We start from the raw sequence: 16264 nt of genomic DNA, 5'->3' as shown, positions 1-16264 counted from the left end.
ATTATAATATGAAAATAGATAAAGTACTGATTTTGGGATCCGGAGCTTTAAAAATAGGAGAAGCTGGTGAATTTGATTATTCTGGGACTCAAGCTTTAAAAGCACTGAAAGAGGAGGGTATTTATACAATATTAATTAATCCGAATATTGCTACTGTTCAAACTTCGAAAGAAATTGCTGATAAAGTATATTTTCTTCCTCTGACTTTTTTTTTTATAAAAGGGGTTATTGAAAAGGAAAGGCCTAAAGGGATTTTACTTTCTTTTGGTGGGCAAACGGCATTAAATTGTGGCGTGGAACTATTTCAAAAAGGAATCATAGAAAAATATAAAATGAAAGTTTTAGGTACGTCTATGGAATCTATTATTCAAAGTGAAGATAGAAATCTTTTTAGAAATAGGTTAAATCGTATGAATATAAAAACGACAAAAAGTTTTGTAGTAAATTCTATCGATCATGCCATCTCCTATTCTTTTCAAATAGGTTTTCCTATTCTTATTAGATCTGCTTATACTCTTGGAGGATTAGGAAGTGGCTTGGTTTATAATATTAAGGATTTAAAAAAAATAGTCAGTAAGGCTTTTTCTTACTCTTCTCAAGTTGTTATAGAAGAATTTTTAGATGGATGGAAAGAGATTGAATATGAAATAGTTAGAGATAATTACAATAATTGTATTTCCGTATGTAATATGGAAAATTTTGATCCTATAGGAATTCATACAGGGGAAAGTATTGTAGTAGCACCTTCGCAAACTTTAAATCATTCAGAATATTTTTTTTTAAGAAAATTATCTCTAGATATCGCGAGAGATTTTGAAATAGTTGGAGAATGTAATGTACAATTTGCATTAGATCCTAAATCGGAAGATTATCGTGTAATTGAAATTAACGCTCGTCTTTCTCGTTCTAGCGCTCTTGCTTCTAAAGCTACTGGATACCCATTAGCTTTTGTTGCTGCAAAATTAGCTATAGGATATGGATTACCAGAATTGAAAAATTCTGTAAATAAGACTACTTCTTCTTTTTTTGAACCCGCATTAGATTATGTAGTATGCAAAATTCCAAGATGGGATTTACAAAAATTTTATGGAGTTTCTAATAGAATTGGAAGTAGTATGAAAAGTGTAGGAGAAGTCATGGCGATTGGAGGATCTTTTGAAGAGGCTTTACAAAAAGGAATTCGTATGTTAGATATTGGAATGTTAGGGTTTATAAATTCAAAAAATACAAAAAAAATAGGATCTACTCTTTTACTTAAAGAAGCTTTGAAAAAACCGACCTATCAAAGAGTTATATTTTTAGAAGAAGCTTTAGAAAAAGGAATTTCTATTCAAGAAATACATGATCTTACCAAGATTGATTTATGGTTTTTATACCAATTGGAAAACATTTTTAAAACAAAAAAAAAGATTTCTTTTTATAATGATTGTAAGGATCTTCCAAAGAAATTATTACAAAAAGCTAAAAAAGAAGGTTTTTCTGATTTACAAATAGCGATGATTATAAAGAATAATAAAGAGAAAGATAGTATTTATGATATGGAAAAAAAAATCAGAAAATATAGAAAGGAAAAAAACATTGTTCCCTATGTAAGACAAATTGATACTTTAGCTTCTGAATATCCAGCACATACCAATTATTTGTATTTAACTTATCATGCTATTCAACATGACATAATTTATGAAGAAGATCAAAAATCCGTAATTACTTTAGGATCTGGTGTGTATAGAATTGGAAGTAGTGTCGAATTTGATTGGTGTTGTGTAAATACATTAAATGCGATTCATAAAGAATCTTATAGATCCATCATGATTAATTACAATCCAGAAACAGTAAGTACAGATTTTGATATTTGTGATAGATTATATTTTGAAGAACTTACTTTAGAACGTGTCTTAGACATTATAGATGTAGAAAAACCAAAAGGGACAATAGTTTCTATGGGTGGTCAAATTCCTAATAATTTAGTTTTAAAACTTTATGAACAAAAAGTAAATATTTTAGGAACATCTCCTATTTCTATAGACAAAGTAGAAAATAGATACAAATTTTCCCATGCGATGGATGATTTAGGTATAAAACAACCTAGATGGAAAGAATTATCAGATTTTGATCAAATTTATAAATTTGTAGAAAAAGTTGATTATCCGATATTAGTTAGACCTTCTTATGTTCTTTCAGGTGCGCATATGAATGTGATTTCTAATTATGAAGAACTTCAGTCTTATCTGATGGATAATAAATCGATATCTTTTGATAAACCATTAGTGATCACAGAATTTATAAAAAACTCTAAAGAAATTGAATTAGATGCTGTTTCTCAAAATGGAGATATTTTATATTATGCTATATCTGAACATGTAGAATTTGCAGGTGTACATTCAGGAGATGCCACATTAGTATATCCTCCGCAGAATTTATATTTATCTACATTAAAGGAAATTGTCCGTATATCTAAAAAAATATCTCAATATTTTAATATATCTGGACCTTTTAATATTCAATTTTTATCTAAAGATAATGAAATAAAAGTTATTGAATGTAATTTGAGAGCCTCCAGAAGTTTTCCTTTTGTATCAAAAGTATCTCATTTTAATATGATAACTTTAGCTACAAAAGTACTTATTGGAAAAAAACAGAAAAAAAAGGAGCCTGATTTTTTTACTATGAATTTTTTAGGAATTAAAGCTTCCCAATTTTCTTTTTCACGTTTACAAGATGCAGATCCTGTTTTGGGGGTGGATATGACTTCAACTGGAGAAGTAGGATGTTTAGGATATACTTTTGATGAAGCTATTTTAAAATCTATGCTTGCTGTTGGGTATACTATTCCAAAAAAAAATATTCTTATATCTGGGGGGCCAATAGAATCTAAATTAGATCTTTTAGATATGGTAAAACTTTTGCATCATAAAAGATATATTTTGTTTTCCACAGAAGGAACAAATAGTTTTTTATCAGATTATGGAATTCCCTCTATAAGGGTACATTGGCCAAATGTAAAAAAATACCCTAATGTGATTGATTTGATTAAGGATAGAAAATTTGATTTGATTATTAATATTCCAAAAAATTTAAGTAAATCAGAATTAGATAATGATTATGCTATAAGACGTTATTCTATAGATTTTAATATTCCTCTATTAACTAACGCACGTTTAGCCAAAGCTTTTATTAAAGCTTTTTGTAATTTATCTATGGATCAATTATTTATAACTTCTTGGGATGAATATAAATAAATTTATGAAAAATTTTTTTAGTGTAGAAGATGTTATTAATGTGTATGATCTGATTAAAGAAGCCATTGATTTGAAGAATAATCCATATAAGTTTTATCATATTGGAAAAAATAAAACAATTGGATTGGTTTTTTTTAATCCTTCTTTACGTACAAGAATTAGTTGTCAAAAGGCCGCTTTTAATTTAGGATGCAATATTTGGGTATTAAATATTCATAAGGATTCTTGGAAAATTGAAATGAATGATGGAAATATTATGAAATCTACTCAAGAACATTTAAAGGAGGCTATTTCTGTGATGAGTCTATATTGTGATATTATGGCCGTAAGAACTTTTCCTAATCTTATAGATAGAGATTATGATTATAAAGAAGTAATTTTTAATAAAATATTGACATATTCTAAAATTCCAGTGATTAATATGGAAAGTGCTACCTTACATCCTTTGCAGTCTTTAGCAGATGTGATGACAATTGTAGAATGTAGCCCTTTTTTTTTAAATAATAATAAGAAAAAATGTAAAGTTGTGTTAAGTTGGGCGCCTCATATCAAACCATTACCACAGTCTGTAGCAAATTCCTTTGTTCAATGGATATCTAAGATAAAAGAAATCGATTTAACCATTACTTTTCCAGAAAAGTACGATCTATCTAAAAAATTTTCTAACGGAATTTATACTACATATAATCAAGAGGAAGCATTTTTAAATGCAGATTTTATATATGCAAAAAATTGGAGTAGTTATATACATTATGGAAAAATACTTTGTCATAGTACTGATTGGATGATTACTAAAAATAAAATGAAATTAACTAATAATGCAAAATTTATGCATTGTTTACCGGTAAGGAGAAATATGGTGGTGGAAGATTCTGTTTTGGATAGTCCTTCTTCCATTATTTTGAAACAGGCAGAAAATAGAATTTATTCTTCACAAATAATTTTTTTAAAAATATTACAATCTTTATCATGAAAATCCATATAGTAAAAATTGGAGGAAATTTAATTAATCATACAGAATTTCTTAATCATTCTTTAAAATCTTTTTTGAAATTATCAGGAAAAAAGATATTAATTCATGGAGGAGGTAGTAAGGCAAACATAATTTCTGATAAAATGGGTATAACGCCCAAATTTATACAAGGGAGAAGGATTACGGATAAAGAAACTCTTGATATAGTTGTTATGACCTATGCTGGAATTATCAACAAAACTATCGTTGCTAAATTACAATCTTATCATTGTAATGCTTTAGGTTTGTGCGGAGCGGATATGAATTGTATTAATTCTTCTTTTCGTAGTAAGACAGATGATATTGATTATGGATATGTAGGTGATATACAAAGTATAAATACCTCTTTTATCAAATTTATTTTAAATAACAATATTGTTCCTGTTTTATGTTCTATTACTCATAATAGCAAAGGAGATCTTCTAAATACTAACGCAGACACTATAGCTTCATATATAGCTATATCTTTGACAAAAGAAGGAGATGAAATAGAATTACATTTTTGTTTTGAAAAAAAGGGAGTATTACGAGATTTACAGGATTCGGAATCTTATTATAAAAAAATAGATTTTAATTTATTTCAAATACTAAAAAAGAATCATACGGTAAAAAATGGGATGATTACAAAATTAGAAAATGCTTTTTTTGCATTAAAAAATGGAGTATTGAAAGTGAGTATCGGGCATACTGATAATTTAAATGAAAATCATAAAACAATTTTATGTCTATAGTAAATTTGTCTCTTTTAAAGAAAGAAGCGATACAACTTTTGATAAAAATAATCAATACGCCATCTCTATCAAAAAAAGAAAAAAAAGTTTCTTTTTTGATAGAGGACTATATTTCACAATATGGATTTTATATACAAAGGAAATTTAATAATATATGGACTGAAAATACTAATTATAATAAAAAAAAAAATATTCGTACTATTTTATTAAACTCTCATCAGGATACTGTCCCTCCAGGAGGGAATTGGAAAACAGATCCTTTTATTGCTAAAATAAAAAAAAAAGAAGATAAATTAATAGGGTTAGGAAGTAATGATGCGGGCGCTTCCGTTGTGGCATTAATTTCTACCTTTATATATTTAAGTAGTTTATCTGTATTACCTTATAGATTAGTTCTTTCTATCACTGCAGAAGAAGAAATTTCTGGTAAATTAGGGGTACGATCTATTTTACCTGAATTAGGATGGATAGATTTAGGTATTATAGGTGAACCCACAAATATGCAAGTTGCTATTGCGGAAAAAGGATTAATCGTATTAGATTGTATAGCAGAAGGAAAAACAGGACATTCTGCAAGAGATATAGGGATTAATGCCATCTATATGGCTACAAAAGATATAGAATATTTAAGAAATATGCATTTTAAGAAAAAATCAAAATTACTAGGAATTCCAACCTTAACTGTTACGAAAATACAAGGGGGCATACAACATAATATGATTCCTGATTTTTGCTCTTTTGTTATAGATATTAGAAATAATGAATTATATACTAATGAAGAATTAATTAAAATGATACAAAAAAATATTCATTCTAAAATCAAACCACGTTCTTTTCATTCTAATGCTTCTTTTATTAATACAAATCATCCAATTGTATTGAAAGCAAAAATGATAGGAAGAAAAACTTATGGATCCCCTACACTTTCTGATCAAAGTATTATGTCCTTTCCAACTATTAAAATGGGTGTAGGAGATAGCGTTCGTTCTCATACACCTAATGAGTATGTTTTAATTTCAGAAATATTCAATGGAATAGATATTTACATACGTTTGTTAAAAGACTTTCAATTTTAAAACAAAAAAGGTAAATTTGTTATATAAATGTAAAAAAAAAGTATGATACAAGAAATAAACGATGAAAACTTTGAGAAAGTGGTTTTAAAATCATCAAAAAAGCCTATTTTAGTAGATTTTTGGGCTCCATGGTGTGCTCCATGTAGAAATTTATCTGCTATATTAGAAGATGTATGTACTGAATATAAAGGAAAAGCATTGGTCGTAAAGTTAAATGTTGATAAAAATACAAAAATTTCTTCTCAATATGGAATACGTAGTATTCCTACCATGTTGTTTTTTAAAAATGGAGAAAAAAAAGATATGCATATTGGAGTTTCTTCTAAGGAAGATATCAAAAATAAATTGGACTCCTTAATTTAATGTTTTAAGGTCTGGTAGTTCAGTTGGTTAGAATACATGCCTGTCACGCATGGGGTCGCGGGTTCAAGTCCCGTCCAGACCGCAATAATACTTTTATTTGGGTATTAAAATACCATTTTTATAAAAAAATTAGGATTTTTTATAAAAATCATCCATTCCAGTTTTATAAGTAATCCATATACTTATTGGAAAAAAAATTAAATTTGGGATCCATGCACTTATCCATGGACATATTTCCGCTTTTTCTCCTTTATGTTGTGTAATGGTCAGTAAAATATAATAAATGAGGAATAAAGTTATTGCCATTATACTTGAAATACCTATTCCTCCTTTTTTGATCATAGCCCCTATTGGGGCTCCAGTAAGAAACATGATAATGCATGTTACTGGGAATGTAAATTTATTTTGTAATTCTAATTGAATTTTTGCTAAAGTTCTTTTTTTATCTTGTATCAATTTTTTTTGAAATTTTAATTTTTTTATTAAAAAGGATAAATGATCTATGATTTTTCTGTATCTATTCCTACTCCTATTAGGAGTATTGTAAATAGTAAAAAAAAAATCATAATTTTCTTTCTTAAATTTATAAGACAATTGTTTTTTTTCTTTTTTTAAAAAATGTATTTGTTCGATTAGTTTTTTTGTATTAAAGGTTTTATAATAATCATAATAATCTAAATTTCTTATTTTTTCTTCCATGAAAGGAATTTTAAAATATTGAATAAAAGTATCAAAATGTATCATTTGATAGGAAAATGTTTTTTTTGTAGTTACACTTTCACTATAAAAAAAACCATTCATTAGTTTAATGATAAAAGATCCATCCTTTTTATTGGGGATTAAAATACCATTTTTAGAAAAAATAGTATTAATCAATAAATCTTTTCCATAAAAAAAAATGAATATATTATCAAGATAATTTCCATTTGGGCCTGATTTTTTATCTATTTTTATAAAAAAATTTGGAAAAATATTTACAAACATACCTTCCTTTAATTTTAAAGATGGAAGAGCTAAGGTAATTTGATATCCTAATTGTTTGGCTTTTTTTTTTGCTTTTGGAATAGCAAAATCAGAAAAAAAATATAACCCTACGGATAATAATAATGTTATAAGGAAAATAGGTTTCATGATGCGAAAAAGGGATATTCCAGAAGATTTAATTATATTCATTTCTTGATTTTCTGAAATCAATCCATAAGTCATAATAGAGGTCAATAAAATAGAAATAGGCATGACTAAAGGGATAATAGAAATTCCAAAATAAAATATAAATTTTATTATAATGAAAATATTAATATTTTTCCCTGTCAATTCATCCATTTTACTCCAAAAAAATTGAATAATTAATATAAAAAAAACAGAAAAAAAAATGACTAAAAAAGGAACTATAAATAAACGAATTATGTATAGATCCAGTTTTTTTATTTTTAGCATATATTTAAGTATTTTCCTCATTTAGCATCTGGTTCCGGTAAAAAAAAGTATTTTTTTTTTGTAAAATTATTTTGTCCATAAAAATTAATAATTTTTTGAATATCATTTATATCTATAAAAGGACATTGTAACCGTATTAATTCATTTTTATTATAAAATAAAGAATCTCCTCTACCAATCAATTTTTCCGCTCCTGTAGAGTCTAGGATAGTTATAGAATCTATTTTAGAACTTACTTTAAAGGAAACTCTTGCGGTAAAATTTGATTTAATTAATCCAGTAATGACATTTACTGATGGACGTTGTGTAGCAATAATTAAATGAATGCCAACAGCACGGGATAATTGTGATAAACGGGTAATATATATTTCTATTTCTTTTTTTTTAAAAGAAAGGCTTAAATCTGCAAATTCATCAATAATTAAGATTATATATGGTAAATGATATTTTTTTTCATATTTTATATTATATTCTTGAATATTTCTTACCATAGCTTTTTTCAAAATAACATATCGGTTATCCATCTCTTTACATAAAGAATTTAATACATCTATTACTTCATGTAAATGAGTAATGATAGGATCTATATAATTAGGTAGAAGCGCAAAATAAGATTTTGAAATTTTATTATATATAGAAAATTCTACTTTTTTTGGATCAATTAAAATAAATTTGATCTCTTCTGAATTTTTGTTATATAACAAGAATACAATCATAGAATTTAATCCTACGGATTTTCCTTGTCCAGTAGATCCCGCTATAAGCAAATGTGGCATTTTTGCCAAATCTATCATAAAAATTTCATTAAATACAGTTTTTCCTAATGAAATGGGTAATTCCATTTGATGACTTTTTTTAAAAATTTTTTCCGATTCAAGAATATTTTTCATATATACGATGGTATGGTGATGATTTGGAATTTCGATTCCAATAGATCCTTTACCAGGAATAGGAGCTATAATTCTTATACTTAAAGCCGATAAGTTTAAAGCAATTTCATTTTCCAAATTTTTTATTTTAGAAACGCGTACTCCTACATTAGGAAATATTTCGTATAAAGTGATAGTAGGGCCTATAGTAGCCTTTATATTATATACTTTTATTTTGTAAAAATTTAGAATTTTAATAATTTTTTTTTTATTTTTTTCTAAATATTTTTCCTCCATATAGGAAAAATCTTCATTGTTATTATTACTTTTAAGGGAATAAGTAGGATTTATTATGGGATTTATTATGGGTTTTTTTTTTAAAAATGTAATCTTTTCATCAATATAATGTGTTTTTTTTTTAAAAAAATATTTTTTTACCATATTATAACATAATTTCAATATGGCATTGATTTCTTCATTGCAAGAAGGTATTTTTTTTTTTATCCCATTTTTTATTTTTTTTGTTTTTATGCTACTAAATAGTAGGATAAAGTAAAGAAAAATACTGATAATTAATAGTATTCCTAGTCCTACTTTACCAAATAAACTGATCAAAAAATTTCCAATTTCAAAACCTACAATACCACTCAATATTCCTTTTTTAGGAAAAATTAAATAAAAGGTTATTGGAATCCAGATACTGAAAAATAACAATTGATATATTATATATTGATAACTATTTTTTAGGATTTTTTTTTTTACAAAAAAAATTCTTAATCCCATTAAAAATAATGATATGGGTAAAAAAAAAGCACTAAGACCTATCCCACCGTGTATAAAATAGTGAGAAACAGCTGCACCCATTTTTCCAAGTAAATTTTCTGCTATGATTTCTTTATCAAAAATTGAATATAGTTGACTTTGATCATTTTTCCAATGAAATATAAAAGAATAAAAACTTAAAAATAAGAAAATGCTATTTCCTAATAAAAATAATCCAAAAATAGTTTTTATCATTTTAGGATTTTTTTTTTGAAAATTCTTATACATATTTTTAGTTTTAATTTCAATTTTTTTCTTCATACTTCATACATGTATGATTAATTTAATGAACTATCCAAGTTTTTATAAAATTTATATATATTATAGTCCGTATTTTTTAAATAAAAAAAAATGAAAAAAAAAACGTTAATCTATCTTTTTCTTTTTTTAGGATTTTTTTATCCTTTGCATAGCGAAATAAATCAAGGAGAAATATTGTATAAGGACCCCCCCCCCCATAGAAAAATCAATATGTACATAGATTTTATAAGTAATATTCATCATAATATAGTGGAAAAAAATGTTTTTTCTGGACCACTTTTTTCTACAGATTCTTTAAAATTCGATCTTAGAGGAAAAGCGAATGAAAAGATCAGTTATCGTTTTGTCCAACAAATGAAACCAAAAGATGATGAAGATCCTAAAATGGATCATTCGACTATAATAAATGATGTAGCTTATTTGAAATATAAGTTTCATGATCAATTATATTTATTAATAGGAAAACAACCTTTTTCTTTTGGAAGTATGGAATATTCTGGTGGAGATTTTCATGTATACCCTCCATATACATATACAGATGTATTGAAAAAGGAAAATCCTATTGGAATCAATTTTATATATACTCCAAAAAAAAATCATGAAATTCAATTTCAAATTGTAAATAACATTTATACTAAACAATTCCAGTCTAACACAACAGAAAAAAAAATCAGTTATCCTCCTATAGGATATTCTATTAATTGGAATGGTGATTTTTTCAAAAAACATCTAAAAAATAGATGGTCTTATTCTATTTTTCAAGAAAAGGATAAAGAAAAATTTTGGAAATTATTAGCATTGGGTAGTAAATTAGATTTAAAACCTATTTCTATAGAAGCGGATTACATATTCAGTGATGAAGATATAGAAAAAAATGGTGAAATAACAAAAATTTTTCGTTCATTGAATTTAGCTTCTGTAAAATATGGAAATTATTTTCTAAAATTGAAATATAACATTCTGCCTCAATGGTATTTATTTGCAAAAGGAATGTATGAAATAGGTATATATAAAGAACTTAATGTAATGGAAAAAAATAAATCATTCAAAAAATCCTATAATTATTCTGGTGGAATAGAATATAGACCGATCAAACATTATGATGATCTACGTTTATATTTTATTTATCAACAAAATAATGTATACTATCTATATTTCATGAAACAAAAAAATAAGAATGATCATAATTTTTCTTTTGGATTAAGTTATCGTGTTAAATTATTTTAAATTAATCATTATAAAAATATCGAGTTTACTCCTCGGTATTTTTTTTTATTATGAAAATAGGGCTTTATTTTGGATCATTTAATCCTATTCATTTAGGACATGTTATCCTTACTAATCATATAGTAGAATTTTTAGATATCGATTATATTTGGTTTGTGGTATCTCCACAAAATCCATTTAAAAAAAAAAGAATCTTATAGATTATGTTCATAGAATGAAAATGGTTCGTATAGCCATTGAAGGTTATGAAAAAATGAGTGTTTTAGACATAGAATCTGGATATTATCCTTCTTATACCATTCATACACTGAATATGATAGAGAAAAAATATCCTAAATATAAATTTACTCTTATTATAGGAAGAGATTCTCTCTATTCTTTAAATAAATGGAAAAATTATCAAATTATTTTAAATAAATATGATATTTTTGTCTATCCCCGTATGGGGGATTTATATCTCCCTTTTTTAAAAAATGAAAAAATATATTTTTTGAAAGCGCCAATTATTGAAATATCTTCTTCTTTTATTAGAAATAATATTAAAAAAGGAAAAAATATGAAACCTTTCCTTCACCCAGAAGTTTGGAACTATATGAAAAAAAAAATTTATAATTTCTAATTTTTATTATCCCATTTAGTATTTGCATTTTCTTTTTTCTTGTAAATAAAATATTTGTAGGCACTTTTTAATAATCTTTTAAATTCAAGTTGACAAAATATTTTTTTTATGGAATTCCATTGGGGGGTTTTGATATAAAATTTTTTTTCTTGAAAAGATACTAATGGAATATTTGTCACAATAGTAGCTAATCTTTTCGATAAAAAACCTAATTCTTTATTTTTTTCAATATTTTTTTTCATCTTTCCACTAAGATCATGGGTAGATTTTAAAAAATTTTCAATACTTCCATACTTTTTAATAAATTTTATAGCATTTTTTTCTCCTATTCCTGGTAATCCTGGAATATTATCAGAAGAATCTCCCATCATACTCCATAAATCTATAATTTGTTTAGGTTTATTTATTCCAAATTTTTCTTTTATTTCATCAATTCCTAATATTTTTTTAGGATTTCCTTTAAAAGGAGGTCTGTAAATTTGTATGTTTTTTGTAATAAGTTGGAAAAAATCTTTATCTAAAGAAATAATATAAATTATATATCCTTTTTTTTCTGCTTTTTTTGCTATGGTACCAATAAGATCATCAGCTTCATATCCCTCTTTTGCATGAAAAAAAGAAATTTTAAAAGATTTTAAAATTTTTTTAATATAAGGAATAGAAATATAAATATCTTTGGGTGTTTTTTTTCTATTAGCTTTATATGGATGATATTCTTTTTTACGAAAAGTATTTTTTTGAGAATGATCAAAAATAACGGACATATAGGAGGGTTTTTCTTCATTCAAGGTATGAATCAAAAAATAGGTAAAATTTATGATAGGAGAAGTATTTAGTCCATTGGAAGTAAAAAGAGGTTTTTTGATTAAAGCATAATATCCTTGGTAAAGGATCGTATAGGCATCTATTAAAAATAATTTTTTTTTCATATGAAAAAGAGAATAATTTTTAGGATAAATTTATTATTTATTATTTTATAAAATAAAGCTAATAATAATTTTGGATGACTATTCAATCGGTATTGATAATATTATAATACTCTATGAAAAATAATAAATACACAGTCACTGCTGCTTTGCCATATGCAAATGGCCCCATACATATAGGGCATTTATCCGGTGTTTATTTACCTGCAGATATTTTTGTTCGTTATCTTAGAAGAAAGAATCAGGAGATTCAGGTACTTTTTATATGTGGGTCTGATGAACATGGTGTTCCTATTACTATAAAAGCTAAAAAGGAAAATAAGACTCCACAAGAAATCGTCAATAAATATCATTTCTTGATTAAAGATTGTTTTACTAATTTTGGTATTCATTTTGATCACTATTCCAGAACTTCTACATTAATTCATAAAAAAATTTCTACTTCTTTTTTTAAAAAGCTTTATAAAGAAAAAAAAATTTTTGAAAAAGTTTCTAAACAATATTATGACCAAGAATATAAACAATTTTTATCGGATAGATATATATCAGGAATATGTCCCAATTGTAAAAATAAGGAAGCTTATGGAGATCAATGTGAAAATTGTGGGTCTTCATTAAGTCCTGAAGATTTAATACAACCAAGATCTACTATAAGTGGAAGCATTCCTATTTTAAAAAAAACTAAACATTGGTATTTACCTTTAAATGAATATCAAAATTTTTTAGAAAAATGGATTTTAACGGATCATAAAAAAGATTGGAAAGTGAATGTTTATGGACAAGCAAAATCTTGGTTAAAGAAAGGATTAAAACCTCGTGCTATAACAAGAGATCTGAATTGGGGTGTACCTATTCCGGAAGAAATAGGAAAAGTTTTATATGTATGGTTTGAGGCTCCCATAGGATATATTTCCTCTACTATAGAATGGGCAAAACGTAAAAAAAAAGACTGGAAACCTTATTGGAAAAATAAAAAAACAAAATTAATTCAATTTATAGGAAAAGATAATATTGTATTTCATTGCATTATTTTTCCAGTTATACTTAAAGCGTCTAATATGGGATATATTTTACCGGATAAGGTCCTTGCTAATGAATTCCTCAATTTAGAAAATGATAAAATTTCTACTTCCAAAAATTGGGGTGTCTGGATTCATGAATATTTAGAGGATTTTCCAAATCAACAGGATACACTTCGCTTTATTCTTATATCTAACATGCCAGAAAAAAAAGATAATAATTTTCATTGGAAAGATTTTCAAAGAAAAAATAATACGGAATTAGTAGCTATATTAGGAAATTTCGTAAATCGTAGTATAACTTTAATTAAAAAATATCATAATGGAATTATTCCAAATCCTGGTATATTCTCTATGAGAGAGAGAGAGATTTTAAAAAATCTAAAAAAATATCCAAAAAATATAGGTAAATTAATCGAATCATTTCGATTTCGTGAGGCTTTAGGATGTTTTATGGATTTAGCTAGAATTGGAAATAAGTATTTAACTTCGGAAGAACCTTGGAAAATGAACTATAAGGAAAAACGATTAGATACTATTCTTTATGTATCTTTACAAATTGTTGGTATGTTAGCGCAATTATCAGAGCCATTTCTTCCTCATACGGCAAAAAAATTATTAAAAATGCTTCGTTTAAAAACTTTTTTTTGGAACCAAATAAAAGAAGAAATTTTATCTCCAGGACATGTATTAGGAAAATCTATATTATTATTTCAAAAAATAACAAATGTAAGTGTTGAAAAACAATTGAAAAAATTAGAAAAAATAAAAAAACACTAAATTAGAAAAAATAAAAAAACACTAAATTAGAAAAAATAAAAAAACACTAAATTAGAAAAAATAAAAAAACACTAAATATGATAAAAAAAAAATTACTTTTTCTATTTTTTTTGTTATTTTTTTCCTGTAATGACGAAAATTTAGAAAAAAATTACAAAAGTAAGGAGAAAAAACCATTTTTTCATATGATGATTATCCCTAGTAAAATAAAAGTTCCTGTAGATGGAAAATTGATCATATGGGGGAATAAAATATGGATAAATCTTCAGGATAAAAAAAAAAATACTAGTGTAAAAATTGATGAAATAGATATATTTATTAATAATTTTTTAAAATATAAAATTTCTTTGAAAGATTTACTAAAAGAGGAAAAAAAACTATTATATTTAAAAAGAAATATTTTTTTAAAAATTCCAGTTACAAAAAATGATCAAATATCTTTTAAATATTTTATAAAAAAAAAGGATACCAAGCCCATGTATGTGGATGTGTATGATAATAATAATAAAGATCAATTATATATTTCCTTTGATCCCTTATAATAATAAATAAAAAAAAACAACGGAGAGAGAGGGATTCGAACCCCCGGAGGAATAACCCTCAACGGTTTTCAAGACCGCCGCAATTAACCACTCTGCCATCTCTCCATTTTTATATTTGTATTTCTATAATATTTCTAAGTATATCTTTCATGTTTTCTCTTCTTCTGATCAGAAAATCTTTTCCATTGAAAATCATTACTTCAGAAGGTCTATAACGTGAATTATAATTAGAGGACATAGAATAACAATAAGCTCCCGCATTTTTAATGCATAAAATATCTCCTTCACGAATTTCTGAAATTTTACGATTTAATCCAAAAGTATCCGATTCACAAATATATCCTACTACTGTGTAAAAACGAAACCGTCCGTTAGGATTAGAAATATTTTCAATTCCATGATAAGCTTCATAAAACATAGGACGAATAAAATGATTAAAACCAGAATCCACTCCAGCAAATACGGTAGAAGTTGTCTGTTTAATCACATTAACATTAACTAAAAAATATCCAGATTCACTAACCAAAAATTTTCCTGGTTCCAAGATTAAAGTAACTATTTTTCCATAATTTTTACAAAAATATTGAAATTTTTCTATCATATAATTACTTAAAAAAGTCAGATCCGTTTGGATATCATTTTTTTTATAAGATACTTTAAAACCACTTCCAAAATCAATATAATCTAGGTTTGGAAAATCCATAGCTATTTTATATAAAATTTTTGATCCTTGTAAAAAATATTCAATATTTGATATATCAGACCCTGTATGCATATGAAATCCCTCTATTTGAAGTCCTGTATTTTTTAATATTCTTTTCATATGAGGAATTTGATAGTAAGATATTCCGAATTTAGAATCTATATGACCAACTGAAATTTTATAATTTCCTCCTGCCATAATATGTGGATTAATTCTGATTCCTACCGGATAATCTGGATATTCTCCTCCAAATTGTTCTAAAATAGATAAATTGTCAATGTTAATTCTAACTCCGAAGTGAACCGCTTTTTTTATTTCTTTTATAGAAACACAATTAGGGGTAAATATAATATTTTTTGAAGTAAAACCAGCTTTTAAACCTATTTCTACTTCTTGAATGGATACGGTATCTAATCCACTTCCCAATTTTTGTAAAAATTTTAAAACATTTAAATTAGTATTTGCTTTACAAGCATAAAAAATTTTTAAATTTTTCACGCTACTAAAAGCCTTTTTCATTTTTATATATTGTTTCTCTATAATCTCAGAATCATATATATAAAGTGGAGTTCCGTATTTATTTCCTAGTTGGATTAACTGTTCTCTATGAATGGGATCCTTCATTTTTTTTTTTATGA

The 16264-nt window shown here is 25.6% G+C and carries 12 protein-coding genes, 2 tRNA genes and 1 pseudogene; 10 read left to right on the top strand and 5 right to left on the bottom strand.

From position 1 onward, the window contains the following. Positions 1-8 precede the first annotated feature (8 nt). From carB to H0H56_RS01545, 6 genes are all read left to right on the top strand, one after another. Entirely contained in the window at positions 9-3239 is a 3231-nt protein-coding gene (carB, locus tag H0H56_RS01570; RefSeq protein WP_185873613.1) for a carbamoyl-phosphate synthase (glutamine-hydrolyzing) large subunit, read from the top strand. 4 nt (positions 3240-3243) lie between these two features. Continuing rightward, on the top strand, positions 3244-4212 hold the full coding sequence (locus H0H56_RS01565) for a Rossmann-fold NAD(P)-binding domain-containing protein (protein WP_185874117.1): 969 nt from the start codon (positions 3244-3246) through the stop codon (positions 4210-4212). After that, complete coding sequence (gene argB, locus H0H56_RS01560) at positions 4209-4982, top strand: acetylglutamate kinase (protein ID WP_185873612.1); 774 nt, start codon at positions 4209-4211, stop codon at positions 4980-4982. The genes H0H56_RS01565 and argB overlap by 4 nt, the downstream gene beginning before the upstream one ends. Then, a complete protein-coding gene (locus H0H56_RS01555; RefSeq protein WP_185873611.1) occupies positions 4973-6058 on the top strand; it encodes a M20 family metallo-hydrolase in 1086 nt (361 codons plus the stop codon). Before argB ends, H0H56_RS01555 begins: the two co-directional genes overlap by 10 nt. Before the next feature lie 42 nt (positions 6059-6100). Further along, positions 6101-6421, top strand: coding sequence for a thioredoxin (trxA, locus tag H0H56_RS01550; protein ID WP_185873610.1), 321 nt, complete (start codon positions 6101-6103; stop codon positions 6419-6421). An 8-nt stretch (positions 6422-6429) separates the two neighbouring features. Continuing rightward, positions 6430-6503 (top strand) — tRNA-Asp (locus tag H0H56_RS01545). A gap of 47 nt (positions 6504-6550) precedes the next feature. On the opposite strand, the gene H0H56_RS01540 is transcribed toward H0H56_RS01545, so the two are convergent. Continuing rightward, complete coding sequence (locus tag H0H56_RS01540) at positions 6551-7858, bottom strand: LptF/LptG family permease (RefSeq protein WP_185873609.1); 1308 nt, start codon at positions 7856-7858, stop codon at positions 6551-6553. Positions 7859-7875: 17 nt separating this feature from the next. After that, a complete protein-coding gene (locus H0H56_RS01535; RefSeq protein WP_238858456.1) occupies positions 7876-9810 on the bottom strand; it encodes a DNA translocase FtsK 4TM domain-containing protein in 1935 nt (644 codons plus the stop codon). A 90-nt stretch (positions 9811-9900) separates the two neighbouring features. Here H0H56_RS01535 and H0H56_RS01530 point away from each other — a divergent pair, with 90 nt between their 5' ends. Both H0H56_RS01530 and nadD read left to right on the top strand, forming a co-directional pair. Continuing rightward, positions 9901-11037, top strand: coding sequence for a porin (locus H0H56_RS01530; RefSeq protein WP_185873608.1), 1137 nt, complete (start codon positions 9901-9903; stop codon positions 11035-11037). Between the two features lie 50 nt (positions 11038-11087). Continuing rightward, positions 11088-11656 (top strand): annotated as a pseudogene (nadD, locus tag H0H56_RS01525) (nicotinate (nicotinamide) nucleotide adenylyltransferase). Here nadD and H0H56_RS01520 read toward each other — a convergent pair. Next, a complete protein-coding gene (locus H0H56_RS01520; RefSeq protein WP_185873607.1) occupies positions 11653-12585 on the bottom strand; it encodes a 5'-3' exonuclease in 933 nt (310 codons plus the stop codon). The pseudogene nadD and the gene H0H56_RS01520 sit on opposite strands and share 4 nt — an antisense overlap. 113 nt (positions 12586-12698) lie before the next feature. Here H0H56_RS01520 and metG point away from each other — a divergent pair, with 113 nt between their 5' ends. Then, positions 12699-14381: a methionine--tRNA ligase gene (gene metG, locus H0H56_RS01515; RefSeq protein ID WP_185873606.1), complete on the top strand. Its 1683-nt coding sequence runs from the start codon at positions 12699-12701 to the stop codon at positions 14379-14381. A 185-nt stretch (positions 14382-14566) separates the two neighbouring features. Beyond that, positions 14567-14923: a hypothetical protein gene (locus H0H56_RS01510; protein ID WP_185873605.1), complete on the top strand. Its 357-nt coding sequence runs from the start codon at positions 14567-14569 to the stop codon at positions 14921-14923. 20 nt (positions 14924-14943) lie between these two features. On the opposite strand, the gene H0H56_RS01505 is transcribed toward H0H56_RS01510, so the two are convergent. Beyond that, positions 14944-15028 (bottom strand) — tRNA-Ser (locus H0H56_RS01505). 4 nt (positions 15029-15032) lie between these two features. Further along, positions 15033-16250 (bottom strand): diaminopimelate decarboxylase, encoded by a 1218-nt coding sequence (lysA, locus tag H0H56_RS01500; protein WP_185873604.1) that lies wholly within the window; start codon positions 16248-16250, stop codon positions 15033-15035. Between the last annotated feature and the right edge of the window lie 14 nt (positions 16251-16264).

Source organism: Blattabacterium cuenoti (genome assembly GCF_014252455.1).
Taxonomy (GTDB): domain Bacteria; phylum Bacteroidota; class Bacteroidia; order Flavobacteriales; family Blattabacteriaceae; genus Blattabacterium; species Blattabacterium cuenoti_R.
Note: the sequence above shows the minus strand (reverse complement) of the source record. Positions and strands in the feature narration are given on the sequence as shown.